Source organism: Bradyrhizobium sp. USDA 4454 (assembly GCF_054822705.1).
In genome coordinates this window covers 3,442,714-3,468,081 of the sequence record NZ_JBTRCN010000001.1, presented here as the reverse complement: position 1 = coordinate 3,468,081, position 25,368 = coordinate 3,442,714, and the positions used below count along the sequence as shown (strand labels likewise).

General features: G+C 65.5%; 26 protein-coding genes, 1 tRNA gene, 2 pseudogenes and 1 riboswitch. Of the genes and pseudogenes, 11 read left to right on the top strand and 18 right to left on the bottom strand.

Features of this window, described 5'->3' with window-relative positions; translation table 11 throughout:
• Window positions 1–14: 14 nt before the first annotated feature.
• Together ACVIW0_RS16175 and ACVIW0_RS16170 are read right to left on the bottom strand one after the other, a co-directional pair.
• On the bottom strand, window positions 15–887 hold the full coding sequence (locus ACVIW0_RS16175) for a DMT family transporter (RefSeq protein WP_461353213.1): 873 nt from the start codon (window positions 885–887) through the stop codon (window positions 15–17).
• A 279-nt stretch (window positions 888–1,166) separates the two neighbouring features.
• Window positions 1,167–1,667 (bottom strand): hypothetical protein, encoded by a 501-nt coding sequence (locus ACVIW0_RS16170; protein WP_461353212.1) that lies wholly within the window; start codon window positions 1,665–1,667, stop codon window positions 1,167–1,169.
• 248 nt (window positions 1,668–1,915) lie between these two features.
• Here ACVIW0_RS16170 and ACVIW0_RS16165 point away from each other — a divergent pair, with 248 nt between their 5' ends.
• The 4 genes and pseudogenes from ACVIW0_RS16165 to ACVIW0_RS16150 all read left to right on the top strand — a co-directional run bounded on the left by ACVIW0_RS16165 (window position 1,916) and on the right by ACVIW0_RS16150 (window position 5,692).
• The gene (locus ACVIW0_RS16165; RefSeq protein WP_461353211.1) at window positions 1,916–2,143 is read left to right on the top strand and encodes a hypothetical protein; all 228 of its coding nucleotides are present in this window, start codon (window positions 1,916–1,918) and stop codon (window positions 2,141–2,143) included.
• 83 nt (window positions 2,144–2,226) lie between these two features.
• On the top strand, window positions 2,227–2,418 hold the full coding sequence (locus tag ACVIW0_RS16160; protein ID WP_461353210.1) for a hypothetical protein: 192 nt from the start codon (window positions 2,227–2,229) through the stop codon (window positions 2,416–2,418).
• Window positions 2,419–2,431: 13 nt separating this feature from the next.
• Window positions 2,432–2,734, top strand: a complete 303-nt coding sequence (locus ACVIW0_RS16155) for a plasmid stabilization protein (RefSeq protein WP_461353209.1) — start codon at window positions 2,432–2,434, stop codon at window positions 2,732–2,734.
• 634 nt (window positions 2,735–3,368) lie between these two features.
• A pseudogene (locus ACVIW0_RS16150) lies at window positions 3,369–5,692 on the top strand (cation:proton antiporter domain-containing protein).
• A 33-nt stretch (window positions 5,693–5,725) separates the two neighbouring features.
• On the opposite strand, the gene ACVIW0_RS16145 reads toward ACVIW0_RS16150, so the two are convergent.
• Entirely contained in the window at window positions 5,726–6,172 is a 447-nt protein-coding gene (locus ACVIW0_RS16145; RefSeq protein ID WP_461353208.1) for a hypothetical protein, read from the bottom strand.
• A gap of 212 nt (window positions 6,173–6,384) precedes the next feature.
• Here ACVIW0_RS16145 and ACVIW0_RS16140 point away from each other — a divergent pair, with 212 nt between their 5' ends.
• Together ACVIW0_RS16140 and ACVIW0_RS16135 are read left to right on the top strand one after the other, a co-directional pair.
• A complete protein-coding gene (locus ACVIW0_RS16140) occupies window positions 6,385–6,672 on the top strand; it encodes a hypothetical protein (RefSeq protein ID WP_461353207.1) in 288 nt (95 codons plus the stop codon).
• Window positions 6,673–6,762: 90 nt separating this feature from the next.
• Window positions 6,763–6,839: transfer RNA gene (locus ACVIW0_RS16135), tRNA-Arg, on the top strand.
• A gap of 290 nt (window positions 6,840–7,129) precedes the next feature.
• Here ACVIW0_RS16135 and ACVIW0_RS16130 read toward each other — a convergent pair.
• A complete protein-coding gene (locus ACVIW0_RS16130; RefSeq protein WP_461353206.1) occupies window positions 7,130–8,062 on the bottom strand; it encodes a LysR family transcriptional regulator in 933 nt (310 codons plus the stop codon).
• Between the two features lie 99 nt (window positions 8,063–8,161).
• Here ACVIW0_RS16130 and ACVIW0_RS16125 point away from each other — a divergent pair, with 99 nt between their 5' ends.
• Entirely contained in the window at window positions 8,162–9,139 is a 978-nt protein-coding gene (locus ACVIW0_RS16125; RefSeq protein WP_461353205.1) for a tripartite tricarboxylate transporter substrate binding protein, read from the top strand.
• Between the two features lie 491 nt (window positions 9,140–9,630).
• On the opposite strand, the gene ACVIW0_RS16120 is transcribed toward ACVIW0_RS16125, so the two are convergent.
• Window positions 9,631–10,641 (bottom strand): AraC family transcriptional regulator, encoded by a 1,011-nt coding sequence (locus tag ACVIW0_RS16120; protein WP_461353204.1) that lies wholly within the window; start codon window positions 10,639–10,641, stop codon window positions 9,631–9,633.
• Window positions 10,642–10,798: 157 nt separating this feature from the next.
• Between ACVIW0_RS16120 and ACVIW0_RS16115 the strand changes: the two genes are divergently transcribed.
• On the top strand, window positions 10,799–11,926 hold the full coding sequence (locus ACVIW0_RS16115) for an alkane 1-monooxygenase (protein ID WP_461353203.1): 1,128 nt from the start codon (window positions 10,799–10,801) through the stop codon (window positions 11,924–11,926).
• 51 nt (window positions 11,927–11,977) lie between these two features.
• Here the strand turns inward: ACVIW0_RS16115 and ACVIW0_RS16110 are convergent, their stop codons facing one another.
• The 6 genes and pseudogenes from ACVIW0_RS16110 to ACVIW0_RS16085 form a co-directional block, all read right to left on the bottom strand.
• On the bottom strand, window positions 11,978–12,169 hold the full coding sequence (locus ACVIW0_RS16110) for a hypothetical protein (RefSeq protein WP_461353202.1): 192 nt from the start codon (window positions 12,167–12,169) through the stop codon (window positions 11,978–11,980).
• A gap of 13 nt (window positions 12,170–12,182) precedes the next feature.
• A complete protein-coding gene (locus ACVIW0_RS16105; RefSeq protein WP_461353201.1) occupies window positions 12,183–12,554 on the bottom strand; it encodes an SANT/Myb-like DNA-binding domain-containing protein in 372 nt (123 codons plus the stop codon).
• Between the two features lie 204 nt (window positions 12,555–12,758).
• Window positions 12,759–13,052: a hypothetical protein gene (locus tag ACVIW0_RS16100; protein ID WP_163153387.1), complete on the bottom strand. Its 294-nt coding sequence runs from the start codon at window positions 13,050–13,052 to the stop codon at window positions 12,759–12,761.
• Window positions 13,053–13,257: 205 nt separating this feature from the next.
• A complete protein-coding gene (locus ACVIW0_RS16095; protein ID WP_461353200.1) occupies window positions 13,258–13,683 on the bottom strand; it encodes a zinc-ribbon domain containing protein in 426 nt (141 codons plus the stop codon).
• A gap of 134 nt (window positions 13,684–13,817) precedes the next feature.
• Window positions 13,818–14,258, bottom strand: a complete 441-nt coding sequence (locus ACVIW0_RS16090) for a MaoC/PaaZ C-terminal domain-containing protein (protein WP_461353199.1) — start codon at window positions 14,256–14,258, stop codon at window positions 13,818–13,820.
• A 151-nt stretch (window positions 14,259–14,409) separates the two neighbouring features.
• Window positions 14,410–15,278: pseudogene (locus tag ACVIW0_RS16085) on the bottom strand (bifunctional 5,10-methylenetetrahydrofolate dehydrogenase/5,10-methenyltetrahydrofolate cyclohydrolase).
• Between the two features lie 15 nt (window positions 15,279–15,293).
• A riboswitch (ZMP/ZTP riboswitch) is annotated at window positions 15,294–15,374 on the bottom strand.
• 215 nt (window positions 15,375–15,589) lie between these two features.
• Here ACVIW0_RS16085 and ACVIW0_RS16080 point away from each other — a divergent pair.
• A complete protein-coding gene (locus ACVIW0_RS16080; protein ID WP_461353198.1) occupies window positions 15,590–15,997 on the top strand; it encodes a hypothetical protein in 408 nt (135 codons plus the stop codon).
• An 80-nt stretch (window positions 15,998–16,077) separates the two neighbouring features.
• Here ACVIW0_RS16080 and ACVIW0_RS16075 read toward each other — a convergent pair whose 3' ends face one another.
• Window positions 16,078–16,599 carry a hypothetical protein gene (locus ACVIW0_RS16075; protein ID WP_461353197.1) on the bottom strand — a complete coding sequence of 174 codons (522 nt, stop codon included), beginning with the start codon at window positions 16,597–16,599 and terminating at the stop codon, window positions 16,078–16,080.
• Between the two features lie 215 nt (window positions 16,600–16,814).
• Window positions 16,815–17,471 carry a hypothetical protein gene (locus ACVIW0_RS16070; protein WP_461353196.1) on the bottom strand — a complete coding sequence of 219 codons (657 nt, stop codon included), beginning with the start codon at window positions 17,469–17,471 and terminating at the stop codon, window positions 16,815–16,817.
• 208 nt (window positions 17,472–17,679) lie between these two features.
• Here ACVIW0_RS16070 and ACVIW0_RS16065 point away from each other — a divergent pair, with 208 nt between their 5' ends.
• Window positions 17,680–18,063 carry a VOC family protein gene (locus tag ACVIW0_RS16065; RefSeq protein WP_461353195.1) on the top strand — a complete coding sequence of 128 codons (384 nt, stop codon included), beginning with the start codon at window positions 17,680–17,682 and terminating at the stop codon, window positions 18,061–18,063.
• A gap of 15 nt (window positions 18,064–18,078) precedes the next feature.
• On the opposite strand, the gene ACVIW0_RS16060 is transcribed toward ACVIW0_RS16065, so the two are convergent.
• Complete coding sequence (locus ACVIW0_RS16060) at window positions 18,079–18,519, bottom strand: hypothetical protein (protein ID WP_461353194.1); 441 nt, start codon at window positions 18,517–18,519, stop codon at window positions 18,079–18,081.
• 237 nt (window positions 18,520–18,756) lie between these two features.
• Between ACVIW0_RS16060 and ACVIW0_RS16055 the strand changes: the two genes are divergently transcribed.
• Complete coding sequence (locus tag ACVIW0_RS16055) at window positions 18,757–19,107, top strand: GrlR family regulatory protein (RefSeq protein WP_461353193.1); 351 nt, start codon at window positions 18,757–18,759, stop codon at window positions 19,105–19,107.
• Window positions 19,108–19,361: 254 nt separating this feature from the next.
• On the opposite strand, the gene ACVIW0_RS16050 is transcribed toward ACVIW0_RS16055, so the two are convergent.
• The 4 genes from ACVIW0_RS16050 to ACVIW0_RS16035 all read right to left on the bottom strand — a co-directional run bounded on the left by ACVIW0_RS16050 (window position 19,362) and on the right by ACVIW0_RS16035 (window position 25,284).
• Window positions 19,362–22,043: a PAS domain S-box protein gene (locus ACVIW0_RS16050; RefSeq protein WP_461353192.1), complete on the bottom strand. Its 2,682-nt coding sequence runs from the start codon at window positions 22,041–22,043 to the stop codon at window positions 19,362–19,364.
• A 281-nt stretch (window positions 22,044–22,324) separates the two neighbouring features.
• Window positions 22,325–23,233, bottom strand: a complete 909-nt coding sequence (locus tag ACVIW0_RS16045) for a DMT family transporter (RefSeq protein ID WP_461353191.1) — start codon at window positions 23,231–23,233, stop codon at window positions 22,325–22,327.
• A gap of 297 nt (window positions 23,234–23,530) precedes the next feature.
• The gene (locus tag ACVIW0_RS16040) at window positions 23,531–24,328 is read right to left on the bottom strand and encodes an NUDIX hydrolase (RefSeq protein ID WP_461353190.1); all 798 of its coding nucleotides are present in this window, start codon (window positions 24,326–24,328) and stop codon (window positions 23,531–23,533) included.
• Between the two features lie 2 nt (window positions 24,329–24,330).
• Complete coding sequence (locus tag ACVIW0_RS16035) at window positions 24,331–25,284, bottom strand: dihydrodipicolinate synthase family protein (RefSeq protein ID WP_461353189.1); 954 nt, start codon at window positions 25,282–25,284, stop codon at window positions 24,331–24,333.
• Window positions 25,285–25,368 lie beyond the last annotated feature (84 nt).

Below are 25,368 nucleotides of genomic sequence, written 5' to 3'. Positions count from 1 at the left end.
ATCCGAACGGAGCTCTAGCCGCGGCGGTTGACCAGCAGCACCGCCGCGGCGCAGGCGGCCATGCCGGCAATCGCGACGCCATCCAGCTTTTCACCGAACAGCACATAGGCCATCAGCGCGGTGACCGCCGGCACCAGGTAGAACAGGCTCGCGACCGAGGTCGCGGCATGATGCCGGATCAGCCAGTACAACAGCCCGATCGAGCCGATCGACAGCGCGAACACCAGCCAGGCCAGCGCCAGCACAAACTCGCTGGTCCAGTGCACGACATTGCTCTCGAACAGCCACGCGCCGATGCCGAAAAAGATCGTCACCGCGACATACTGCACCAGATTGCCGGCGCGCCAGTCGATCGCATTGCAGTAGCGGCGCTGATAGAGCGTGCCGAGCGTGATCGAGATCAGCGAGACGCCGGAGGCGAGCCAGCCCCACCCTGCCTCGCCCGTCATCGGACGGTTATGCAGGATCAGCACGACGCCGGCGAGGCCGAGCACCAGCCCGCCCCATTGCAGCGGCGTGACGCGCTCGCCGAGCCAGCGGTTGGCGATGGTCGAGGTCAGGATCGGTTGCAGGCCCGGGATCAGCGCCGAGAGCCCGGCCGGAATCGAATGCGCGATCGCAATCGCGGTGCCGCCGAGATAGAAGCCGTGCACCAGGATGCCGGCCACCGCGCTGTGCAAGATGCCCACCCGGTCCGGCCATTTCGGCTGCGCGACCGCGGCGATGACGGCCATCACCGCCACCACGAGCGCCATCCGGATCGCCAGATAAGTCAGCGGATCCGCATTGTTGATGACGTATTTGGTGCCGATGAATCCCGTGCTCCACAGCACGACAAAGATCGCCGGCGCCAGACGAGCGGCAGTTTCCTCGAAACTCTTGTTCATTGCCCGCCGTCATTGCCCGAAGATGAGGCAGCCGGCAATCGCGAAGTTCGGCGGAGCTGGACGCGCCCTAACGCAGGCAATCGCAGATGCTGCAACCAGGTCCCACAGCACGGGGGTGAGGTATGCCTGCGCAATTTCTGGATAAGAGAAAAAATTCGCTGATTTGCCCGACATGTCAAGTGGCCGTGTCGCATGCCGGCAGGCCGGCGGCTCCTTTGCATGGGGTTGTTTTCGATGTTTTGGCAACGACGCCATCTGTCGGGCGGCGTCGGACGCCCCTCACCTGAGGCGGTACTTCCTGCCGTTGGTGTTCGGGTCGCTGTTGTCGCTTGTCGACATCATCAAAGCGGGACCGAAATAGTTCCAGGTATCGCGATAAAACGCGAACCGGCCGGCGCCCTTGTCGATGATCTCCTGCTGGACGCTGTTCGCCGGGCCGAGCAACCTGTCGTCCTCATACAGCCGGGCGGCCTCTAGCGCGCCGTCGACATATTTGACGGGGATGAGATACGCATGTCCCTTGTAGAGGCGGAAGGCACCGCGGATGAGACTCGGATCGAGCGGGCTCGCAGGAACCAGATAAAGCGCAGCGCTCGACGCCAGCGCAAAAAGCGCTGATCCGATCAGGACACGCGCGCTGGACGAGATCCCGAACGGCATCCCGCCGGGCTCTTGCTTGCCGGGCCGCCCGTCATTGGCGGCGCCCGCCTTCGTCCCGTAGATCCGATAGAGCGCGAACAGCAGGATCAAACTGAGAGCGAGAAGCAATGCGGTCAGCATGAGGTGACGCCAATTGGTGTGACAGCCGGGATTGTCAACCTACCTAGCGGTTTGGGAGATCGAAATCCATTCCCTGCGCGGGGCCTCCGGCGCCTGGGCTGCGCGGCCATGGCGGTGACGTCTGGCTGCTATGGATCGCAAAGTCTCCGGTCCGTCCTGACCTGCCGGATTTAGGAACGCCGCCCGGCGCCAGGCGTTTTTTACACGCAGGCTGGCGATACACGAGCCGCCCGCAGCAAGGATAGCAGATGCCCTATGCGCTGTTCGATCGTGACCGGCAAATCGACGAGGCTTTTCCGACGGAGAAGCAGGCCTGGGAGCATGCGTTGACATCCGGCCTGATCTTCGACGTTCCGGTCGCGGACGAGGCGCCGGGCATGGTGATTCCAGCCGGCTACCACATGAAGCGGATTCCCGGCGACGGTGAAGTGTGCACCCCCGCGCCCGAGTGGAACCTGCCGAACGAAATTTCGTGATCGGCCGACGGCCGGGATGGCGCTTGCGATCACGGCGTCTCGCAACACGTAACGGCGACAGACCAACAATTCTGGATGAGCGTATGGCCGAAACCGGCAAGTATTTTCGCGTTCGATGCGTCGACAACACCTTGCAGCGGGACACGCTCTCGCTGGGGCGCGTCTATGACGTGACCAGGGATATCGAACGTGACGGCTATTACGAGCTCGGCGGATTGGGGCGCTTCAGCCGGTCCAGGTTCGAGGTCGTCGAGCCAGATGAGGACGAGCGATAGAAAGGAAAGCGCGATGCCCAGAGGCGACAAGTCGAGCTACACCGACAAGCAGAAGCGGCAGGCCGAGCACATCGAGGAAGGCTACGAGAAGCGCGGCGTCTCGAACCGCGAGGCGGAGCGGCGCGCCTGGGCGACCGTCAACAAGGAAACCCATGGCGGCAAGAAGAGCGGCTCCGGCCGCGGGACGCGCGAGGACCATTCCCCGTCGCGCAAGGGCGGCAAGCTTGGCGGCAAGGCGGCCGCAAGCCGTCCAGCGGCGGCTCGATCGCGCTCAGCCAAAAAGGCCGCGCGGACCCGCAAGCGCCGGGCGGCGTGATCAGCGCCCGGGGGGCCATCCTCGCGCCAAGCGGATACCGGGCGTTGAGACGGCACCTCGCAAATGCGTGATCGGCGCCGTCCCTGGCTGCCTTCATTTGGGCACCTCCCGGGAACAGGCTCCTGGCGGAACCAGCCAAAGGCTGCCACCGCAGGGGGTGCCTGCAAGTGCCGCGTCAATCCCGCACTGCGATGCAAGACGTTGATCTGCGCAATTTCGCCCGGGTCATCTCGGCTTGCACCCTCGGGCTTTGGGCATTCGCGGCAGGCCTCCTGATCGGGACTTTCGTGCTCTGGTGATTGCCTGACTTTAAGGATGCCCTGGCGGACACGCCGGCCCCTACCCGCCACTCAAGTGGTGCGCGGCGACGAACAAAGCGAGCGCGCTCAGCACCAACGCTGACGTGGCACCGACAACGCTCCGTGCCAGTTCTGCCTTCGAAAGATTGGATCTGGTTGCCATCACAGCCTCCCGTGCGCGCGAGCTAGGCCGCGACCGCTGCGGCGGTCAGGCTCGCTCGAGAAGATCATCGCATCATGAGGATGAACGCATCATGAGCAAAACGAACCGCACGCGCCGTCGGTTCCAAAAATGACCGCCGGTGGATCGCTTTCGAAACGCCGGCGTTGACCGCATGCGGTTAGAGGTGGGGCAAGCCGCGCTGGAATTTTCGAAATCGGAGAGGTAATGGCGATCCGCAGGCGGCGGCTTCAACCGACGATCTGGGCGGTCATCATCCTGCTTGCGACGGTCACGGTAGCCGGCGCCGAAGGCGGCAAAGCGGGCAAGCCGTCCGAGTTCATCCTGCTCGTCCAGATCGCGCTGCTGATCGCAGTCGGCCGCGGCCTCGGCGAGTTGATGCAGCGGATCGGCCAGCCTTCCGTGATCGGCGAACTGCTCGGCGGCCTGCTGCTCGGCCCCTCGCTGCTCGGCTGGCTATGGCCGTCGGCCCATGACGTCCTCTTTCCGCCGTCCGGCGAGCAGAAGGCGCTGATCGACGGCATCGCGCAGATCGGCATCCTGCTGCTGCTCCTGCTGACGGGCATGGAGACCGACCTCAAGCTGGTGCGCAAGGTCGGCCGCGCGGCGATCACGATCTCGATCACGGGCATCGCGGTGCCGTTCGCCTGCGGCTTTGTGCTCGGTGAAGTCTTGCCGCAGAGCCTGCTGCCGCATCCCGAAGCGCGGTTGATCGCAGCCTTGTTCCTCGGCACCGCACTGTCGATCTCCTCGGTGAAGATCGTCGCCGTCGTGGTGCGGGAGATGAACTTCATGCGCCGCAATGTCGGCCAGATCATCGTCGCCTCCGCGATTATCGACGACACCATCGGCTGGATCATCATCGCCGTCATCTTCAGCCTCGCCTCGCGCGGCACACTCGATGTTCTGTCGGTCGCGCAGGCGCTGTTCGGCACCCTCGCTTTCCTCGCCGTCAGCTTCACGATCGGCCGCCGGCTGGTATTCCGGCTGATCCGCTGGGCCAACGACAATCTGGTCTCGTCGGCGGCGGTCATTACCGTAATCCTGCTCCTGATGAGCGGGATGGCGATGATCACGCATCTGATCGGCGTGCATACCGTGCTCGGCGCCTTCATCGCGGGCGTGCTGGTCGGCGAATCCCCGATCCTGACCCGGCAGATCGACGAACGGCTGCGCGGGCTGATCTCGAGCCTGTTCATGCCGGTGTTCTTCGGGCTCGCCGGGCTGAGCGCCGACCTCACCGTGCTGAAGGATCCGTCGGTGCTGGGGCTGACCGCCGCGCTGATCCTGATCGCGAGCATCGGCAAGTTCGGCGGCGCCCTTGCCGGCGGCGCGCTGGGCGGGCTGACCCGGCAGGAATCCTAAGCGCTGGCGAGCGGCATGAACGCGCGCGGCTCGACCGAGGTGATCATTGCCACCATCGGCCTGTCGATGGGCGTGCTGAGCCAGACCCTGTTCTCGATGATCGTGACCATGGCGATCCTGACCACGATGGCGATGCCGCCGATGCTGCGCAGTGCGCTGGCGCGGCTGCCGCTCGGCAAGGACGAGCAGGAACGGCTGGAGCGCGAGGAATATGAGCAGCGCGGCTTCGTCGCCAATCTCGAGCGGCTGCTGCTCGCGGTCGACGAAAGCACCAACGCGAAATTCGCCGCGCATCTTGCCGGTCTGCTCGCCGGCGGGCGCGGGCTGCCGATCACGGTGCTGCATGTCGGGACGCATGCCAAGCTGCCGGAGCCGAACCATACTGATAGCCCGGAGGCCGCGGTCATCAACGCGGCCAAGGCCGGCGCCGAGGCCAGCGCTGAGGCCGACGCCGAGAGCGGTGGCAATGTCGACGTGATCAGCCGCGCGCCCGTGGAGACGGTGGCGGAGGCGATCGCCGAGGAAGCCAAAAAGGGTTTTGACCTGCTCGTGGTCGGCATGGACGAGGTCGCGGGCCCCGATGGCGGCTTCGACCGGCGGATCAATGAGCTGACCTCTGGGTTCGGCGGCCCGCTGGCGATCGCCGTCGCCAAGGGCGTGCACGCAAGCGAGCCGGCAGCGAATGCGCGCAAAATCCTGGTGCCGGTCTCGGGCAGCAACGTCTCGCGGCGCGGCGCCGAGGTCGCGATCGCGCTGGCGCGTCTCGCCAGGGAACCGTTGCAGGTGGTCTATGTCTCGACCACCCGCGACAGGGGCGCCCGCCGCACCAGCCCCAGTATGTCGCTGGCGCCGGAGGAAGCGATCCTGAAGGACATCGCGGCGACCGCGGCGCGTTATGACATCAATGTCGCGACCCGGCTGCGCGCCAACACGGCGCCCGAAGTGGCGATCCTGCAGGAGATCACAGCAAGCGGGGCCGACCTGGTCGTGATCGGCGTCGACCGCATCCGGGGCGACAGGTTGAATTTCGGCAGCGTCGCGGCCGCCGTGCTCGGCAAGTCGAAGGCCTCGGTGCTGCTGGTGTCGGACGGCGACGTCAGGCCGAAGACGTGAGTAAAGAGCCTCGAACCGCGAGGGCGCCCGCGCCTACCACTCTTCCGGACAGGGATCGACGATCTTCCAGAGATCGACCCCGTTCTTGATCTTCTTCATCTCGGTGGTCAGCCCGCCATTGCGGCGGATCCAGTCCTTCACCGCATCGGGATAATAGGACATCAGGTCGGAGGTGCCCTCAAGGCTGGTAACCTTGATGCCGAAGGTGAACGCCTTGTCGTAATAGGCCTGGTGGAAGCCGATGCTGGCCTTCGGCGTCACGCAGATCTTGTTCAGCGGCACGATGCCGAACACCAGCGTGCAGGCCGAGTTGCAGATGCCGTCGATCACGACGCGCTCGCGGCGCTCACGGACCTGCTTGTACTTGGCTTTGTACTCCTCGACATAGCCGCCGTGGTCGCGCGTGATGTGCAGCACGGCCCGTGCCGGCGTAACCGCCAGGACCGAGAGCAGCAGGGCGACAAGGGGCGTGATGCGCATGAAATGTTCTAAACCAAGGGAAAGGCGGCCCAGGCGGACCTGACCGCAAGACTCTGGCCGGACTGTGTTGGCAATCCGTTAAGCATCCGCAAAAAGGCAAAATTTGGCGCGCTGTGGCTGATTTCCCGCAGCTTTCGGCCCCGATTCGGGGTTAAATGATACTTGGGACCGGCCGACAAGCCGATTCCAGCGTGAATGCCCGGAGGCCTCCAATGACCAAGACCAAGCTTTTCGCCGCGCTCGCCCTGACTGTTTCCCTGGCCGTCCCGGCCCTGACCCCGGCGGTCGCCGCCGACCTCTCGGCCTATCCGCACCATCGGCATCACCACCACCGGCACGCATATTACGGCCTGCCCTACCACATCAGCTACCTGCACAATTACGGCCCCGGCCTGGCCCCGGGCAGCTTCGCCTATTACGACGGCCCGTCGACCAACAAATGCTACCAGGGCTCGGCCGCCTATATCGGCCAGGACCGCCGCCGGCATCCGTGCTTCTGAAGATTTGTTCCGGAGGTCTGCGGACACCGCCGCGGTGGACCCGCAGGGCGGCTGGCCCTGTCCGCCCAAGTCTGATAATCGACCCGCAACGCGCTCGTAGCTCAGCTGGATAGAGCATCGGATTTCGATTCCGAGGGTCGGGAGTTCGAATCTCTCCGAGCGCGCCACTTCGGTACAGAACTGGGCACGCCAAAACCTGCCGATTTGCGCTCGATGCGGCGACAAGCGTACGCAAGAGCACGGTTTTCGATGCCATGATGCAAACCTCTTTCGCGTCCACTTGCTCCCGCCGGGCCAGCGCCACGGAGGTGGCCGCGGCAGTAGCCGCCCGCCTCGGTCCGCATCCGCCTGCGGGCCTGACTGGCGAAGGTCTTGAGCGCTTGCGGTGTGCTGCTCGGTCGAGCGCTCCCCCGGCCCGCTCTGCGTCGGCGCAGCCTGGACGGCCGTTTTCATCGCGTTAGGTCGCCTCTTGCTCGGGCGGGCGAAATGTCTTCGCAGTCTTCCGAACAAGGCTCACGTAGTTGCGAACAACGGGGGACGTTTCCCCCCGACGCAAGCCGAGCATCAGCACGGCCTTTGGCTGAACTGCACCTTTGAGCCTGCGGTACACGACACCATTCATTGTCATGTTCTGCAGGCACGCCGGCACAAGCGACACACCGAGCCCCACGGCCACCAGGCTGAGGGCCGACGTGATGCGCGGGGCTTCCTGACCAAGGCGTGGAGTAAATCCCGCCCTGCGGCACGCTGCCATTGTCGCCTCGTAGAATGCGGGCCCGAGTTGACGCGCATAGATAATGAACTGCTCGTCGGCCAAGTCCTTCAGAGAAAGCGACATGGCGCGGCGCCCGCTCCGCGCGAGGGGATGGTCGCTCGGCAACGCCGCGACCATCGGCTCGTTAAGCAGCGGATAAGCGAGCAAGCCCTCCTCTTCGTCCATCGCGCTGCGGAGAAAGGCGATGTCCAGCTGCTGATTCCGCAGGCACTCGATTGCTTCTGTACGGAGACATTCGTCCAATGTCACCGACACCTGCGGGTAAGCCGTCCGGAATGCTCGGATGACAAACGGTACGAAGGGATGAAAGAGTGTTGTGGGCAGTACGCCAATACAGAGGCGTCCCTGCTCGCCGCGCGCCGCGCTGCGGACCGCTTCGAATGCGCCGTCATAGTGCGCGAGCGTCGCACGTGCACGATCGAGAAAGACGCGTCCGGCCTCGGTTAGCTCGACGCCGCGCGGTTTACGGCGAAACAGCTGCACATTGAGCTCGTCCTCGATCGCCTTGATCCGCTGGCTGAGCGGCGGCTGCTGCATGCCGAGCCGCTCGGCGGCGCGCGTGATATGGCCCTCCTCTGCAACAGCCACGAAGTGACGGAGGTGACGCAATTCCACGACATATCTCCTGCGATATCAATTTTGCCGAATGCATATAATACCGTACGGTCGCGCCGGATGATATCTCCGGTCCCGCCTGACTGACGGAGGTCTCACATGGTGCTCCTGCGGCGCGAATTCCTGATGCTGACGGCAGCTTCGGTTGCAGCAGCTCTGCCATCATCAGCTTCGGCGCAGGCCTACCCGGCCAGGCCGGTGCGCCTGCTGGTGCCATACGCGCCCGCCGGCCCAGCCGACATCCTCGCCCGCCTTGCCGCTCAGAAGCTCTCCGAGCAACTCGGAAGCCAGTTCTATGTCGAGAATGTCGGCGGCGCCGGGGGCAATATCGGAATGGGTCAAGGCGCGAGGGCCATGGCCGATGGCTACACCGTTCTCGTCGTGCCGCCGAACATCGTCGTCAATCCGGCGATGTACGACAAGGTGCCGTACGATCCCTACAAGGATTTTGAGCCGGTGACGGTGGCGGTGAGTGCGCCCACGGTGGTGACAATCCATCCTTCGCTGGCGGCCAGGACTCTGAGCGAGCTGGTCGCGCTTATCAGGGCGGACGGCACGAAATACAGTTTCGCGTCCCCCGGCACCGGCACGCCGCCACATCTCATCGGCGAGCTGTTTCGCCTGTCGTTGGGGCTCGACCTTGTGCATGTCCCTTTCAACAGCGCGGGCCAGGCGGTCGGCTCGACGTTGGCGGGTCACACTCCGATAGCGTTCACGTCATTACCGCCCGCAGTACCGCATATCCACGAAGGAAAACTGCGTGCGCTCGCCGTCACCAGCCAGACCCGATCGTCGGCGCTGCCCGAAGTGCCGGACACGGCCGAAGCCGGATACCCGGAGATTCAAGGCGAGGGTTGGTTCGCGTTTGTCGTTCCGGCCGGGACGCCCAAGGAGATCATCGCGTTGCTTAACCGCGAGATCACGCGCGCCATGGCTCTCCCCGACATCAGGGAGAAAATGGCAGCGCTTGGGTTCACGGTGGTCGGTACCACACCGGAGGACTCCACGAAGCTGTTTCGCGCCGAAACTGCGAAATGGTCCAAGGTCATCCGCGAGGCCGCCATCAAGGCAAATTGACACGCTCAGCCGGAGGACATCGTGATGCGCGCCGTCCCCGGGATTGATCGAAATGCCGGCAGCCGAAGGGTAACCGGACCGCCGGCGAGATCGGGCGGACAGCCGCCGATGAGGCGTAGCGCAAGATTGCATCGGTGGTCATCCGGCCGGATCGCTTAAGCGGTCGCTGCATCATACCGCCACGGCGGGGCAATCTTGCCCATCTTCATCGGCCGCGGCGCGCCATTGTTCAGACGGCAGCCACGAAACCATTTTCAGCAGCCGACGAAACCGGGCGGAAACATTTGGCCGGTAGCCTCCCCCAAATAATCAAAGAATTTATGGGGAAGTGTCATGATGGAAGCGACCATTGTCGTGCTGCTGCTCCTCAGCGCCGCCGTATTTTGTGCCCACGCCTACGACGCCCTGCATACGCATTGAGGGATCGGCGTCGTGCAATCCGCGCACGGTCCCGCGAGGTTCCGGGCCCGCGCGAGCTGCGGCCGCGCCCGCTATCCCCGCGCGGCCCTCTCCCCAAACCACCTCCGGCACGCCCGGCTGAAGCTCGTCGCATCGGTATAGCCCAGCGCCGCCGCCATCTGGTCGCGTGACTGGGTGCCCGCCGCCAGCATCACCTTCGCGCGCTCGCGCAGCACGGCGTCGAGCAGCGGGCGGAAGGCGATGTCGGCTTCCGCGAGCCGCCGCACCAGGGTACGGCGCGAGGTGCCGATCAGGCGCGCGGCCTCTTCTTCGCCGAGGCGATGCGGCAGCCGTGATGCGATCAGGGTCTCGACCACCCGCGTCAGCGACTCGGCATCCGAGCGCGGCTTCTCGATCGCCTCGAGCGCTTCGATCGCTTTGGCGTGCAATTCCGGATCGGCAAACGGCGACGGCCGACCGCAAAGCGCCTTCGGCACGTCGAAGCGGAAGGCAGCCGCGTTGAACTTCACCGCGCAGGAAAAATGCGGCGCCAGCCGCTCCGCGCCGGCGGGCGGGCCCCAGGGAAATTCCAGCGTGGCCTGCCCGATCGCGTCCTCGAGCAGCTGCACATACACCGCGTGCACGTTGAGGCTCACCGCCAGCGCCACGGCACGCCAGAGCGCGCCCTCCATCGCCACCGCGGGCGTAATCTCGATCTGGATTGCGCGCGCGGTTTTGAGCAGCCGGTTGCGGATGAAGGGCGCGCGGGTCGATCCGAACCGCGCGCCGATGCTCAACGCATCTTCGATGGTCGGCGCCGTCCTGGTCGCGACGTCGAGCGCACCTTGCAGCGATGTCGACCACACCGCCGCGGCCGACAGCGGCCACAGCTCGCCATGCACCCGCGTGATGTTGGCGGCGAGCATCACCAGCGACGACACCGGCGTGTGCGCGCCGGGCTGATCGAGCGCATCCTGCTGGATTGCCGTGCCGGCCAGCAGCTCGTCGCGCTCGCTCCGCGTCTTGCCGAAGGTGCGTAGCAGCGCCCGCGCATAGGCCGCGGACACCGGGGTGCGACCGGCGTCGGCCTCCGATCCCTGCATTGTGTCGGCGCCTCCCTCGCGAACGTCCGGCCGAACAGGCTTGGCGCAAAATGCCACAAATTTGGCCTGTTGTGAACTGGCGGCGCAGGCCTGCCTCGCGGCATGCTCCGGACAACGACGGCGAATGCCGACTCGACGTGATGTTGGAGGGAATGCGATGATCTTCACGGGCACCAACGCGGCTGGCGAAACCATCACCTACCGGGACGGCAAGCGCTATCTGTGGATGCTGTCGTTCATCCCGCCGCTGATCCCGCTGTTGTCCTACTGGCTGTTCCTGCGGACGCACAATCCGCTGGTGACGCTGATCCCCTTCGTCTTCATCTTCATCCTGATCCCGCTGCTCGACGTCGTGTTCGGCGAGGACACCCACAATCCGCCGGCGGAAGTCGTCGCCGCGATGGAGGCGGATCCCTATTACCTGCGGCTCGCGCGCATCACCGTGGTGTTTCCCTGGATCAACTACGTCGCCCTGATCGCCTTCTTCGGCACCCAGGAACTGCCGTGGTGGTCCTATGTCGTGCTGCTGCTCGGCGTCGGCACCATCAATGGCGGCGCGCTTCTGATCGGGCACGAGCTCGGCCACAAGCCGGACCGGCTCAACATCCTGTTCGGCATGCTCGCCAATTGCGCGGTCGGTTACGCGCATTTCCGTGTCGAGCACAATCGCGGCCATCACACCTGGGTCGCGACCCCCGAAGATCCCGCCAGCGCCCGGTTCGGTGAATCGATCTATGCGTTCGCAACCCGCGAGCTGCCGGGTGCCTTCAGGCGCGGCTGGCGCAACGAGGCCGAACGGCTGACGCGGCGCGGCGAGCCGGTGTGGTCGGTCAACAACGAGATCCTGCAGGGCTTTGCGCTGACGCTCGTCGTTGCCGCGATCCTGATTGCACTGTTCGGCTGGAAGGTCGCGCCGTTCATCGTCGCGCATCATTTCCTCGGCTGGTACGCGTTGACCCAGGCCAACTATGTCGAGCACTACGGACTGTTGCGCGAAAGGCTGCCGAACGGCCGCTACCAGGCAGTCGAGCCGCGGCACTCCTGGAACACCAACCACATCGTCTCGAACCTGATGACGTTCCATCTGCAACGCCATTCGGATCATCACGCCAACCCGATGCGGCCCTATCAATCGCTGCGCGATTTCGACGACATTCCGCGGCTGCCGAACGGCTACACCGGCATGTTCGGGCTGGCAGCGATCCCGCCGCTCTGGTTCCGCGTGATGGACCCGAAGACACTGGCCTGGGCCGGCGGCGACAAGAGCAAATTGAATCTGGGTTAGCGGCCGGCGAATGCGCGATCGCGACGATCGCTCGGCTTTCCGTCCCCGTAGCTACGCGGGTCGGCGCTTCATGGCGCCGATACCGAGGAACGAGCCGTGGACGGACGGATACTGGCTGGTGAACTCGACCATATCAAAGCTCGGCGCCTCGAACTGCTTCAGCGCCGTCCACAGCAGCGTCGTGTCCGGGCAGGCCTGGGAATGGATGTCGTGACCCACAATGGTGCTGGCGTGTGAGCGCACCAATAGATCATCCTTACCCACTCGGGATCTTGCGCCGCACCGCCTCGACGCCGGCATCCGTCACGCGATATCGGCGGCCCAGCTCCGGAACGATCCAGCCTTTCTCGATCATGCCGGCAATCGTGCTGGGGCCGACGCCCGCGGGAAACGCACGGCGGTTATGGATCGCGTCGATCGCGACCCGCTCGAGATGGGTCGCGACATGCGACGGGCGGGCACGAAACGCCTTGGCCACGATGAGGACGGACAGCACCTCGGCGCGCCGCCGCACCGCCGACGCGCTACGGGTCAGCTCGTTGCTGATCTCCAGCGCATTCTTGCCGGCCCTGGCGAGTTCTCTGAGCTTGTCGTCCTCGTCAGGGCTCCAGCGCCGCACAATCCCCATCTGCCCCTCGCCGCCTGGATACCCACTCGAACCGATGCATACGCAGGCGGCGCTGATTTGCCATGTGACTTTCGGCACCTCTTGAGGTGACGTCGGAGACTGTCGCCATCAAGAGAGCCGATCGTCGACGTTGCTTCACCTAGATCTTTTTGCTTGAGCACGATCTTTTTGGAAAAGCCGGTTTCCACTTTTCCGGATCTTGCTCTAGTGCTTGCTGGGTTCGAGCGCGATGAGCACGCCGGTCGGCTCGGGCTCGTGCGGCCGCAGCGAGGTCAGCTCCGGGTCGCTCCATTCGGCAAGGCTCACCACCTCGCCGGTCTGCCCCGCCATGTCGGAGCTCTGGGCGGGTTCGAGCACCTTGAGGCCGCTGGTATCGACGAAGAATGTGTGTTCGCCGAACACGCTGTTCAGTTGTGCCACGGCGGGATGATCGTCCGGAAGCACCTGCGCGTTCAGTTGCGTCATGGTCTGTTTGACTTGGGTGGAATTAAGCTTCATCCGCTGCTCCTTCTTTTTGGTTCCGGCCCTGAGGTGTTTCCCTGGCCGGTTCCTCCCCGCCCGCGCCCCACGTTCGGGGGCTTCAAGGTCTCGAACCGATCAGGCAACGAAACGTTCCGCACACGCGACGCATTGACCGCAAGCGCGCCGGGTTCCCCGTGGATCGATGTGAGAAATGCGGCGCGGCGTCACACCTGCCCGCCACTCATGTGACGGAGGGCTTGCTCTTCCGGGCGAGCCCATCCAGATGCACGTCGCGCGAGGTGGATTTGCGTGCGCGCTCCTTGGTGCGGCAGGCCCGGCAGCGCACGGCCTTGGTGAACACGTCGCCCTTGGCGGTCTCGTACCACCATTTCTGCTGCAATGGCGTCCAGACCTCGGCCACGCCGCAGTCCTTGCAGACGAAGGGCTCGGGCCGATAGGTGCCCCGCAAGACGAAATCGGGTGTCGAATAGCTGTTCGAGGGCGCAAGCGCGCTCGTCACCACGGCAACCTCGTCGCGCGCCAGCGCGATCTTGTAGTCGCGCTGGCGACGCTGCTCGGCAGCCTTTTGCGCCTGCAAGCGGAGCCATTCGTCGGCCCTGCGCCGCTTCGCATCGATCTCCCCGCGCTTCTGCTTGTTGCTTTTCACGGCCGCACCACATCGTCGAACCGAATGCTCCGGCGGCCAGACGCGACAGCATCAAAGATGCGCTTCAGTTCGACCGCAGGTTTGGCATGGTAGCCGCAGCATTGCCGAGCGGCCAGACTCAATTCGGGCGAAGGCTATGCCCGCTCCCGCTCCGCCGGCCGCATGTGGATCAGCGCATCGAGCACCAGGACAAGAACCGGCCGCTGCTCGTCGTTGACGAGCTCCGTCTTGAAGATCACGACGGCATCGCGCCGCTCCGGCCTGATGGTGATCTTCTGGATCTCCGATTGGCCAGTCAGCGTGGTCCCCGGGCGGACCGGGCTCGGCAGGCGTATCTCGAAGCTCCGTCCGACGATGCCCGCCACCTTGCTCCAGATCGCCTCCACGACCAGCCGCTGATAGATCGCAATGGTGTTGAAGCCGCTTGCGATCAGGCCGCCGAACGGGCCCGCCGCAGCCGCGACGGGATCGGTGTGAATCGGCACCGGATCATATTTCCCGGCAAACTCCAGGATCTCGGCCTCGCCGATCGTGTAGCGGCCAAGCTTGAAGGTCTGATCTTCCGCATACAGCATCGCGCGTCTCCGTGTGTCGCGCGACGATAGACCAATGCTGCGGGGCTTTCCATTACCTGCGAGGTCATCAACTTCGCGCACGGAATATCCAAGCGGGGGCACGAGACGCGAGCAGCGCCGACCGTTCGCGCTCCGCCCTGAGCATCCTGCGCTATTGCAGCCGGGCCGCCTTCGCCCTCGCCTTGGCGGCCTTCACCGTGTTCTCCATCAGGCAGGCGATGGTCATCGGGCCGACGCCGCGCGGCACCGGCGTGATCGCGCCGGCGACCTGCACCGCTTCGTCGAAAGAGACGTCGCCGCACACCGCGTAGCCGCCGTCCGGCTTCTCGACCCGCGTGGTGCCGACACGATCACGATGGCCTGCGGCTTGATCCAGTCGCCGCCCACCAGGCCCGCCTTGCCCACCGCACTGACCAGGATGTCGGCCTGGCGGCAGATCTGGCTGATGCCGCGGGTGTGGATGTGGGTCTGCGTCACGGTGGCCTGCTCCTGCAGCAGCAGCGCTGCCATCGGCTTGCCGACGATGTTGGAACTGCCGATCACCACGGCATGAGCGCCGGTGAGATCTGATCGAATCGACTTGATCAGCCGGAGACAGCCGAGCGGCGTGCACGGCACCAGCGCAGCGTCGCCGTGAAACAGCCGGCCGGCGTTGAGCGCGTGCAGGCCGTCGACATCCTTTGCGGGATCGACCGCCGCCATCACGCGCAACGAGTCGATATGCGCCGGCAGCGGCAGCTGGATCAGGATGCCGTCGATGTCGTGGCGCGCATTGAGGGCATCGATCCTGGCAAGCAGATTGGCCTCGCTGCAATCATCCGGCAAGCGTTCGACCGCGCCGCGCAGGCCGAGCCGCTCGGCCATCCTGACCTTGCTCTGCACATAGATCTGGCTCGCCGGGTCGCAGCCGACCAGCACGACCGCAAGCCCCGGTGCGCGCGGCAGCCGGTCAAGTTCACTGGCAATTTTGTCGATGACAATCCGGGCATGTGCATGCCCATCGAGAAGTTTCGCCGTCATGGCACCTCCGTTTCGAAGCGGTGCCCAGGCGCGCGGCGTTTCAGTCTCTGCGCTCCCCGATGGTGGTCCATCCAAGCGCCAGTCGCGCAGATGGGGTGGTCATAGCCGCCCCGCCCGGCAAAGGCAAATCACGCTCCCTTGGTCGTTCCACGGCGACGATTTGCCGGTATTTCCCCGGTGGATCGGTGCCGGGCGGGCCGCGTCTGGGGTAGGATTCGGACAAGACTTGCGATAAGCCTCGGCGCTTGCCGGGCTTTTCCGATCCCCGGCGCCATCCTTCCGGTCATCACGCCATTTCGGACATTTTCACCATGAGACATATCATCCTCGCGCTGGCGCTCCTCTGCCCGGCTGCCGCGCTTGCTCAAGGCACCACTCCAGCCCCGGCGCCCGCCGACAAGCCGGCGGCGGCGACGCAGCCGATGGTCGGCGACAAGCCCCTGGTCCAGGTCGGCAAGAAGCAGGCCGCCAAGAAGGGCGAGAAGCCGCCCGCCCCCGACAAGCCGCAATCGGCCGCCCAGAAGCTCCAGGCCTGTCAGGACATCGACGATGCCACCAAGGAGCGGCTGATGTGCTACGACGAGATTTTCAAGCCGCAGCCGAAGCCGAAGGCCGCCCCCGCCAAGGGCGTCAACGAATGCCGTTTCGTGAAGGAAGAGGACGAGCGGCTGACCTGTTACAACGGCTTCGCCGACAAGATTCCGCGCCTGCCACGCTAAGCGCGCCGATCGACACATGAAAATGCCGCCGCATGCGTTTGCGGCGGCGAATCGATTGGCCGGCTGGCGCCGTGGTCCTGCTACCAGGTGCCGAACCCGCCGAAGAAGCCCATGCGCGGCTGCTGCTGCGCGACGCGGTAGGGCTGATACATGCCGGGCTGGGCCAGCCGCATCGGCTGCTGCGGATGGGCATGATAGCGCGCGACCTTGCGCTTCTTGGGCGCCTGCGGCTGGGCCGGCTGCTCGGCCGGCTTCGCTTCGGCGACGACCTTGTTCGCGTCAGCCTTTTCCGGCGGAATGAACTGGGCAAACGTGCTGCGGACGCGTGCCTGCGCCGACGCGTCGCCGGCAGCCGGCAGGGCCGCTGCCGCAACCGCATTGACCTGCGCCGGAACGATGGTCGGCAGGCTGGTGTCATACTCCACCCGATCCGGCAATTTCTGGGTCGACCTGATGCGCACCATGGTCTTGTCGACGCCCGGCGACGAGATGGTCTGGCTTTGGCCGGGAATCGTGGCCTCCTGCGGCACCACGGCATTGACAATGAAGAGCAGCGCGAGCAGCACGCCACCAACATACAGGAAATAACGCGCCACTGGCATCTTGGTAGCTCCCCCCGCGCCGGGCGCGGTTCATCTCGGCGCGACGACATCAGTCATCGCGCGGGCGAATTCATCGTCTGCGTATGATCACCCGGACAGTCGCCATCCCGCGGTTCCGGGTCGTTCTCCAACGGTCGGCTTATTAGTTAGTTCCTGCCTGGCCGTTACGGTTCACCCGGGAAGTCAATTCCCCGTCACTTTTTCGAGATGCAGGTCTAGACGCGGCTGGCGGTCACGACCGTGCATTTCGCCTTGTCTGCGTTAACATTGACGAACCCGATTAACATCCGGGGATAGGTCTTGCGGCTCCTCATGCCGATGGTATCCGGGATCAGCCGCTTGCGCTCGGTCATGGGGCTGCCGTCCCGGCGGATGAAGGCGCAGGCGATCTCGATATCCTTGACCGCGAAATCATTGGCGTTGCGCAGCGTCAGGGTGACCAGCGCCTTCGAACCCAACCCGCCGCGCTGAAATGATTGCGAGGCGATCCGCAGCTTGTCCAGCGGCAACCGCTCGACGCCCGGCACGGACGGCCTCGCCTCCTCCGCCGGCTGCGCCGTGGCCACGCCGACCGTGGCCGGCTCAACTGCGGCCGCGGCCGGCGCATCCTTGTGTGAGTCCTTGGCGGTCTGGGCAGGCGTATCCGCAGTGCGGACGATGGCCGATGACACCGGCCGCGTCTCCTGGTCGCCGGCGTCGCTGGGCTCGGGGAGCACGAACCAAGCGCCAATCCCGGCGAGCGCGATCAGCGGCAGCAGCAGGCTGGCGTAGAAGCCGCCCTCACCAAGATGTCCGGCAGCCGCCTTTCGAAACGACGCCAGCCCGATCCGCATCGTCGTGCCCTCACCCTCGACGCCCGATCGCGCCGTCACCCACAGAGCAGGTCTATAGAGACGGCCGCAGGTCGAGCGGCCACGCGAGAACAACCGCCGACCGCCGGAATGGTTTCATTCCGGGACGACAATCTTGCAACTGCGCGCAGGGAGGGATGGCATCGCCGGCGGCCGATCGCTAAATTCCCGCCGCCCGAGATCGAGTGCCACGCTCCAAAGCGGCGCGAGAACAACACGGAGTTTCGCAATGCCAGTCGTCACCTGGGACCACGTCCATCTGCGCAGTCCCGATCCCGAGGCCACCGCGACCTGGCTGCGCGACATTCTCGGCGGCGAGATCATCCGCGGACCCGGCCGCATCGACGTCCAGCTCGGCGGCGCCAAGATCTTCATCGCCGAGGTGACGCAGGGCGACGGCGTCAACGCGCCGCCGGTGACGCCCTATCAGGGGCTCGACCATTTCGGGCTGACCGTGAAGGACATCGACGCGGTCGCCGCCGAGATCAAGGCCAAGGGCGTCGAGTTCACCAAGGAGCCGACCACGATCCGCCCCGGCGTGCGGATTTGCTTCATCCGCGGCCCGCAGGGCATCTCGATCGAGCTGCTCGAGCGCGACAAGAAGTATGCTTGAGCGACGAGCGTTCCGTTACGTCATGCTGCCGGGCATGAAGCAGCGGATCGTCACGCCCATATAGCTCTTGATCGGCCACACCATGGCGCGGCCGGCGCGGTTGGGCTCGGTGACCACGGCTTCGTCGGGGACGTCGATCCACGTCCCTTCGAGGCGCACGCGATAGTGTCCGTCCTTGGATTCCCAATCGACATCGCTGACCGCACTGCCGTCGGCATCGGAGCAGCACGGTCCCTTGCCGCTGCGCAGACTGTCGAACCATTCCTTGAGCGGCGAATTGGCGTAGCGGCCGTCGGGATCGCGCGCCTGAGCCAGCTGCGCCGCGCCGACCGATACGAGCGCGACCAGACCAAGCGGCACGGCCAGTCGAAGCCGGCGTTTGCGACGGCGGGTCAGGGTTCCGAGGTCGTGATAGCGGCCCGCCGAACGGTCGCCAGCTTCCATCCTGTCTGTCATGTATATTGCTCCAGCACTCACCGGCCAGTGCAACCAGAGCTATGCATTTCGCGGGCCAGTTCGATTCGCGCGCACGGTCCGCTGTCATCGCGCCGTCACACCGCCTGGCAGGAACCGAGGTACACGGCCACTCCGGACACCCGGGAATCAACCTGCCGCATTGCACGAGGTTGCTCGCTTTGGCATAAAAAAGCCAATCCGGATTGCTGCGGGCACGGCAGCCGGCCGTGGGACGTTATGAAGAACGGGCTGTACTCAATCCACGTTACCCTGCTGGACGGACGCGTCGGCAAGGGCAGCGGAGTGATTCTCTTCCGCGACGGCCAGATTCTGGGCGGCGACGCCTATCTGTATTACACCGGCAGCTACACGGTGAAGGGCGACGTGTTCAAGGGCGAGATCCTCGTGCAACGCCACACCACGCCGCGCGACACCGACAACCCGCTGTTCGGCGGACCGGCACCGGTCGGCATCGGCGTCTCCGGCACCTTCACCGACACCCGCGGCAACATGAGTGGAACCGCGCTGGTCGGCAAGGCGAGCCTGATCTTCGGCGCAACGCTGCACTGGCTCGCGGATATCGATTAGCACCAAAGCTATCAACCCGTCATCCTGAGGAGGCCGCAACGCGGCCGTCTCGAAGGATGCACGGCCACAGTCGGGCCGTCGACCCTTCGAGACGGCCGCGTTGCGGCCTCCTCAGGGGGACGGTGAGAAATTGTAGCGAGCGGCCTCCTCACGCCGTCGTCCTGGCTTAACGCCAGGACGACACTGAATATATTCACACCCTCTCAGGATGACGGAACGAGAATGAGCTCGCGGCTAGCCGCCACGCGTCCCGCCTACTCCGCGGCCTGCTCCAGCGGTGCGACGCGCGGCAGGATCATCTGGATCCAGGTGCCGTTGCCCGGCGCCGAGTCGAGTGACAGCCGGCCGCCGAGGCGGTTGGTGACGATGCTGTAGACGATGTGCAGGCCGAGCCCGGTGCCGCCCTGGTCGCGTCGCGTCGTGAAGAACGGATCGAAGGCGCGGCGGCGGACGTCGAGGCTCATGCCGCAGCCATTGTCGGCGAAGATCACCTCGACATAGTCGTTGCCGGCGGCGTGCACCTTGATCTCGACCTCGCCCGCCTTGCCGTCCGGGAACGCATGCGCCACCGCATTGAGGAACAGATTGGTCAGCACCTGGCCATACGGTCCGGGATAGGAGTTCATGATTAGATTCGGCTCGCAATCGACGTTGAGCGTCAGATTGTGCTTGCGCAGGCCGGGCCGCAAGCTCATCACGACCTGCTCGGTGAGGTCGCCGAGATCGAAAGTGCGCTGATCCGAATAGTTGCGGTCGGCAGCGACCTGCTTGAACGACTGGATCAGCTCCGCGGCGCGGTTCAGATTGGCGACCAGCTGCGCCGACGCATCCCGCGCGGTATTGAGGAAGTCGTTGAGGCTCGAGCGCCTGAGGTCGCCGCGTTCGACCTGGGCGCCGAAATTCGCGGTCTTGCGCTCCAGCGCGGAGGCCACCGTCAGGCTGATGCCGACGGGGTTGTTGACCTCATGGGCGACGCCGGCGACCAGGCGGCCGAGCGCGGCGAGCTTCTCGGCCTCGATCAGCGAGTTCTGGGTCTCCCGGAGATTGCGTAGCGCGGCCTCGGCGGAATCCCGCGCCTTGCGCATCTCCTGCTCGGAGCGCTTGCGGTCGCCGATATCGAGCGCGACCGTGACGATGTTCTCGATCTCGCCATGCGCATCGAGGATCGGCAGCTTGTTGACCAGCCATTGCCGCATGTTGCCGGCGACGTCCTTGTACTCTTCCTCATAGAAGCCGAGCTCGCGGCGTGCCGACAGCACGCGCTTGTCGTTCTCATCGGTCTTGGCCGCACCGTAGCGCGACATCAATTCGCCGGTGGTCTGGCCGATCGCGTCCTGCGGCTCGATGCCGAAGATCCCCGCCATGTAGCGGTTCATCAGCACGTAGCGCAGGTCGCGATCCTTGACGTTGATGACGGCGGGCACCGTGTCGATCACCATCTGGAGCAAGCGGCGGCCTTCGGCGATCGCATCCTCGGCGCGCTTCTGGTCGGTGATGTCGCGCACCGTGCCCTCGTAGCGGATTACCTCGCCCTCGTCGTTGCGCACGACGGTTGCGGAGTCCGACAGCCACAGCACCGTGCCGTCGCGCGAGCGCACCTGGTACTCGTAGTCGCGCACCGTGCCGTCGCGCTGCATCAACTGCATGTACTGCTCGCGCGCCGCCGGATCGACATAGACGGTGGTGGCGATGTCGTCGATGCCGTTGATCAGGTCCTGCGGCGTGGCATAACCCATCATCCGCGCCAGCGCCGGATTGGCGTTGAGCAGCGTGCCGCCCGGCGTCGTGACGTAGATGCCTTCGACCGATGCCTCGAACAGCTTGTGGTAGCTTTCCTCGGCGAGCCGCTGCTCGGCAAGCGCGCGCAGCGCCGCCTCGCGCGCGCTGTCGGCATCGACCAGGGTCTGGCGGAACACCTCGGCGGCGCGCGCGATGTCGCCGATCTCGTTGTCGAGGTCGGCGCCGGGGATGAAGGCGCTCTTCTCGCCGCCCGCGACCTTGCGGATCGAGCCCGCGATCCTGGCGAGCGGGCGCACGGTGCGGCGCACCACCAGCACCGAAGCGAACAGCCCGATCAGCACGCCCGCCGTGCCGAGCACGATGCTCTGCCATTTCGCTTCAGCCAGCGTCCGCGCAAAATCGCGCGACAGCACATGGCCGCGGCGGGAGCTGAGCTCGCGCAACAGTTCGGTGACTTTCTGAATCAACACGCCTTCGGCGCCGAGCACCTCGCGGTCGATGTCGGCGATCTGGCCCTCGCGGACCGAGATCGCGCTGATCGCCTCGGCATAGTCGTCGACGGCGCTGCGCAGGGCGGGATCGGCGATGGTCATCGCCCGCATGCTCTGCGCGGCATGCTCGGCGGCGGACGTGTTGTGCGCCAACAAAGCGGTCGCAATGCCGCTCTGGACCTGCGACAGCGAGTTGGCCAGCGCCGCATCATTGCTCGCGGCGACCGCGCGGTCGAACGCATCGCGCAGCGGCGGCAGCCCGGCGACGATCTCGGCGCGGCGGCTGAGCAGCGCCGAGATCCGCTCGATGCCGCTGCGATAGGTCGCCAGCCGCTGGGTGACGCCGTCGATCATGTCCTGCTGCTCGGGCGCGAGCTCGATCCGGGTCTTTTTCAGGATCTCGCTCAGCGACTGCGCCGCCTGCGCGACCTGGTCCGACTGGCTACCGGGCTCGGTGACGAAGTCCCGCGCCGCCAGCCGCAGCTCGTTGGTGCGGCGGTCGATATCCTCGGCGATGTCGCCGACGCTTTGCAGCCGCTGCAGCTCGGCAAAGGTCGTATCGATGTGGCGGATCGCGATCACGCTGGCGGTGGATGTGATGATGATCACAGCCAGTACCAGCAGGAAGCTGCCGAACGTGAGCTGGCCGATCGAGAGGGAGAACGCACGCGGCGCTTGCGAATTCGGCGGCAATTCAGCGGTCATGTCATCAAGGCCGGGGTCCAATGCACCTCAATATACGGGAATTTACGGGGCTTGGGTAAACATGCTGAGGGGCCCGGCCGGCCGGTGTGACCGGTGTCACCCCACGGCCGCCGGTGACCGATTCCGGTACAGGGCGGCAAGCATCGTCCGGCGGCTGCCCGGTGCTGGTTCGGAAGTCGGACTTCAGGCCGTAGCGGTCCTTCGCACGGGAATCGTCATCGCGGCGATGACCTCAGGCCGTCGCGGTCCTTCGCGCGGGAACCGTCATCGCGGCGATGACCTCAGGCCGTCGCGGTCCTTCGCGCGGGAATCGTCATCGCGGCGACGCCGATCACGACGCAGGCGAGCCCGATCCACGCCGTGGGACTGAGCCGCTCGCCCAGGAAAAGGACGCTGAGCGCGACCCCGATCGGCACCCGAAGGTAGGCCTGCGCGGTGGTGCCGACCGATCCGAGGCTCTGGATCAGGCGGAAGTAGATCACGAAGGCGATCGCGGTCGAGAACACTGCCAGCGCCAGCAATGCGGCGAGCGAGCTCACCGACGGTGTCAGCGTCCAGGGCTGTTCGACCGCGAGGCTGAGCGGGATCAGGATCGCGGCGCCCGCGAGCAGCGAGCCCGCGGCCGGCGCCATTGGGTCGAGCCCCTTGAAACAGCGGCTGAAGATCGCGGCACAGGCGTAGCAGATGGTGGCGGCGACGATCGCGACCTCGGCCACGATGCCCGGCCCGAGGTCGCGGAAGGCGTCGACGCCGACGATCAGGCAGATGCCTGCCATCCCGGCGATCACCCCGAACAGCTTGCGCGGGCTCGCGACCTCATGGCGGGTGACCGCGGCCGTGAACAGGAAGGTGAAGATCGGCGAGGCCGAATTGAGGATGGTGGCGAGCCCGGCATCGACGAAGCGCTCGCCCCAGGCGATCAGCGTCCACGGGATCACGCTGTTGAGGCAGGCCTGGAAGATGAAGCGGCGCCAGGTCGCGCCGTCCGCCGGCATCGTCACGCCGCGCATCCGCATGATGACAAGCAGCAGCAGCCCCGCGATCGCAGTCCGCGCCGCGATCAGCGTGATCGGCGGGATGGTCGCCACCCCGAGCTTGATGAAGCTGTAGGAGCCGCCCCACAGGGTCGCGAGCGCGAGCAGCAAGGCCAGCTCGAAGGCCATGTTGGGCTGACGGGGCGTGGTCGTCATTGGGCTGAGGATTCCGTCTCGATGGTCGAGACGGAAGCTACATCGGCGGGAGGCGATGATACTTCGCTTCAGACCGAACTGTGGAGAGAAGCGGCGATTCTCCCTCTCCATCGCCGTCCCGGCGCAGGCCGGGACCCATTACCACAGGGTTGTGTTGTAAGAAAAAGCTGCGGCCCCAGCGTCGCGCAACAATGAACATCGGTGGTTATGGGTTCCGGCTTTCGCCGGGACGACACCGCGCTTGTCGCGCAGCCGTGAGTCACGCACACGCCGGCTCGGGATGACTGACAGCAGAGCCTACCCCAGCGCGCTGACGTCGAACACCTCGCCGTCGTAGCCGGCCTCCTTGGGGATGCGGAGCTGACGGCCGGTGGCGGTCTTGGTCATCACCGGCATCACGGCGACGATCGGCTTGCCCGCGCTGTCGGCGAGCGCAGCGCCGACGTTCGGCTGCTTGCCGAGCTTGATCAAATTGCGCGTGGTCGGGAATGGCAGCTTGAAGCGGCCGGTCTCGCCGCCTTCCAGCGCCTCGCGCGGCGACACCCAGATCGAATCGGTGGATTCCCTGCCGTCATGGGCGCCGAGTTGCTCGGGCGGCGCAGCGGCGAGGAAGAACCAGGTGTCGAAACGCTTCGGCATGCCCTCCGGCGTGATCCAGTGCGCATAGGGCACGAGCTCGTCGAGCGCGAGCACCATGCCGTTGTCTGTGAGCACCTTGAGGAAGCTGATCTTGCCTTCGTTCAGCGCGGTCCGATGCGCGGTCGCGATCTCGCTCGCCCGCTTTGCGTCGACCAGCTCCTTCGAGCCTTTCGGCCGCGCCAGCAGGATGCCGCTTTCCTCGAAGGTTTCGCGGATCGCCGCGATCCGGAAGCCGAGCGCGTCGCCGTCGAGCCCTTCGCCGCCCGAATAGAGCGCGGGATCGGCGGCGATCTCCTTGTCGTTCTTGTCGACGCTGCCGCCCGGAAACACCAGCGCGCCCGAGTTGAACTCGATCTGGTGATGGCGAACCATCATGAAGACTTCGATTTCGCGGCTGCTTCCGTCACGCAGCAGCAGCACGGTCGAGGCAAGGCGCGGGGCAACGATCTCGGTCATCATTATCCTGCTGCACTGGATTGCGGTTGCAGATTGGCGCGGCTGTCGACCCGGGCAACGCGAGACAGCAGATAATCGACCTCCGCCCTCGCCTGCGGCGTGATCATAGCACCCGGCTTGCGCTGGGCGCTGGAGGAGATGATGCCGCGCTTCTGCAGCACGTATTTGCGCACGGAGAGGCCGACGCCGGGCTGCTGCTCGTAGCGGATCAGCGGCAGATGCGCGTCGAACAGATCATGCGCCGCATCGCGTTTTCCCGCCTTGGACAGATTGACCACGTCGATCAGGAGCTCGGGGAAGGCATAGCCCGTCATCGCCCCGTCGGCGCCGCGCTCCATCTCGAAGTCGAGGAACAGGCCGCCATTGCCGACCAGGATCGACAGCGGCCGCAGCGAGCCGTCCTTCTGGAAGTTGCGCAAGGTCGAGATCTTCTCGAGGCCCGGCCAGTCCTCGTGCTTGAGCATCACGCAGGATGGCGAATCCATCACGATCTTGCGGATCACGGCGGGCGTGAACACGACGGTGAGCGTCAGCGGATAGTCCTGCAGCACCCAGGGAATATCGTCGCCAATCGCTTCCTGCGCCTGCTTGAAATAGCCAATGATCTGGTCGTCGGTGCGCAGGTGCGGCGGCGGCGCGATCATGACGCCGGCGGCACCCGCGTCCATCGACTTCTTGGCCAGCGAGCGCATCGTGGCAAAGCCCGGCGCCGAGACGCCGACGATCACCTGCAGCTTCCCGGCGCGCTTGACGAAGCGCAGCGCGACCTGCTCCGCCTCGGCGGCATCGAGCTTCGGCGCCTCGCCGAGAATGCCGAGCACCGTGACGCCGTCGCAGCCGACCTCGGTATAGAAATCGGTCAGCCGGTCGATCGATGCCTCGTCGATGCGGCCGTCGTCGTGGAACGGGGTCGGCGCGATGGCGAAGGTGCCGGCGGCCTGGGCGGTGAGTTTCATGGATGCCTCAATTTTGATCGTCATTCCGGGGCGATGCGTCAGTATCGAACCCGGAATCTCAAGGTTCTCGGTGCGCAATTGCGC

Excerpts from the sequence above, each read along its gene's own strand:
- ACVIW0_RS16175 (WP_461353213.1), bottom strand. The coding sequence starts at position 887 with ATGAACAAGAGTTTCGAGGAAACTGCCGCTCGTCTGGCGCCGGCGATC.
- ACVIW0_RS16090 (WP_461353199.1), bottom strand. The coding sequence starts at position 14,258 with ATGCTGTATGCGGAAGATCAGACCTTCAAGCTTGGCCGCTACACGATC.
- ACVIW0_RS16145 (WP_461353208.1), bottom strand. The coding sequence starts at position 6,172 with ATGCGCATCACGCCCCTTGTCGCCCTGCTGCTCTCGGTCCTGGCGGTT.
- ACVIW0_RS16105 (WP_461353201.1), bottom strand. The coding sequence starts at position 12,554 with ATGGGGATTGTGCGGCGCTGGAGCCCTGACGAGGACGACAAGCTCAGA.
- ACVIW0_RS16040 (WP_461353190.1), bottom strand. The coding sequence starts at position 24,328 with ATGACCGAGATCGTTGCCCCGCGCCTTGCCTCGACCGTGCTGCTGCTG.
- ACVIW0_RS16065 (WP_461353195.1), top strand. The coding sequence starts at position 17,680 with ATGCCAGTCGTCACCTGGGACCACGTCCATCTGCGCAGTCCCGATCCC.
- ACVIW0_RS16125 (WP_461353205.1), top strand. The coding sequence starts at position 8,162 with ATGGTGCTCCTGCGGCGCGAATTCCTGATGCTGACGGCAGCTTCGGTT.
- ACVIW0_RS16035 (WP_461353189.1), bottom strand. The coding sequence starts at position 25,284 with ATGAAACTCACCGCCCAGGCCGCCGGCACCTTCGCCATCGCGCCGACC.
- ACVIW0_RS16160 (WP_461353210.1), top strand. The coding sequence starts at position 2,227 with ATGGCCGAAACCGGCAAGTATTTTCGCGTTCGATGCGTCGACAACACC.
- ACVIW0_RS16050 (WP_461353192.1), bottom strand. The coding sequence starts at position 22,043 with ATGACCGCTGAATTGCCGCCGAATTCGCAAGCGCCGCGTGCGTTCTCC.
- ACVIW0_RS16060 (WP_461353194.1), bottom strand. The coding sequence starts at position 18,519 with ATGACAGACAGGATGGAAGCTGGCGACCGTTCGGCGGGCCGCTATCAC.
- ACVIW0_RS16100 (WP_163153387.1), bottom strand. The coding sequence starts at position 13,052 with ATGAAGCTTAATTCCACCCAAGTCAAACAGACCATGACGCAACTGAAC.
- ACVIW0_RS16115 (WP_461353203.1), top strand. The coding sequence starts at position 10,799 with ATGATCTTCACGGGCACCAACGCGGCTGGCGAAACCATCACCTACCGG.
- ACVIW0_RS16140 (WP_461353207.1), top strand. The coding sequence starts at position 6,385 with ATGACCAAGACCAAGCTTTTCGCCGCGCTCGCCCTGACTGTTTCCCTG.
- ACVIW0_RS16165 (WP_461353211.1), top strand. The coding sequence starts at position 1,916 with ATGCCCTATGCGCTGTTCGATCGTGACCGGCAAATCGACGAGGCTTTT.
- ACVIW0_RS16055 (WP_461353193.1), top strand. The coding sequence starts at position 18,757 with ATGAAGAACGGGCTGTACTCAATCCACGTTACCCTGCTGGACGGACGC.
- ACVIW0_RS16120 (WP_461353204.1), bottom strand. The coding sequence starts at position 10,641 with ATGCAGGGATCGGAGGCCGACGCCGGTCGCACCCCGGTGTCCGCGGCC.
- ACVIW0_RS16075 (WP_461353197.1), bottom strand. The coding sequence starts at position 16,599 with ATGCCAGTGGCGCGTTATTTCCTGTATGTTGGTGGCGTGCTGCTCGCG.
- ACVIW0_RS16045 (WP_461353191.1), bottom strand. The coding sequence starts at position 23,233 with ATGACGACCACGCCCCGTCAGCCCAACATGGCCTTCGAGCTGGCCTTG.
- ACVIW0_RS16155 (WP_461353209.1), top strand. The coding sequence starts at position 2,432 with ATGCCCAGAGGCGACAAGTCGAGCTACACCGACAAGCAGAAGCGGCAG.
- ACVIW0_RS16080 (WP_461353198.1), top strand. The coding sequence starts at position 15,590 with ATGAGACATATCATCCTCGCGCTGGCGCTCCTCTGCCCGGCTGCCGCG.
- ACVIW0_RS16170 (WP_461353212.1), bottom strand. The coding sequence starts at position 1,667 with ATGCTGACCGCATTGCTTCTCGCTCTCAGTTTGATCCTGCTGTTCGCG.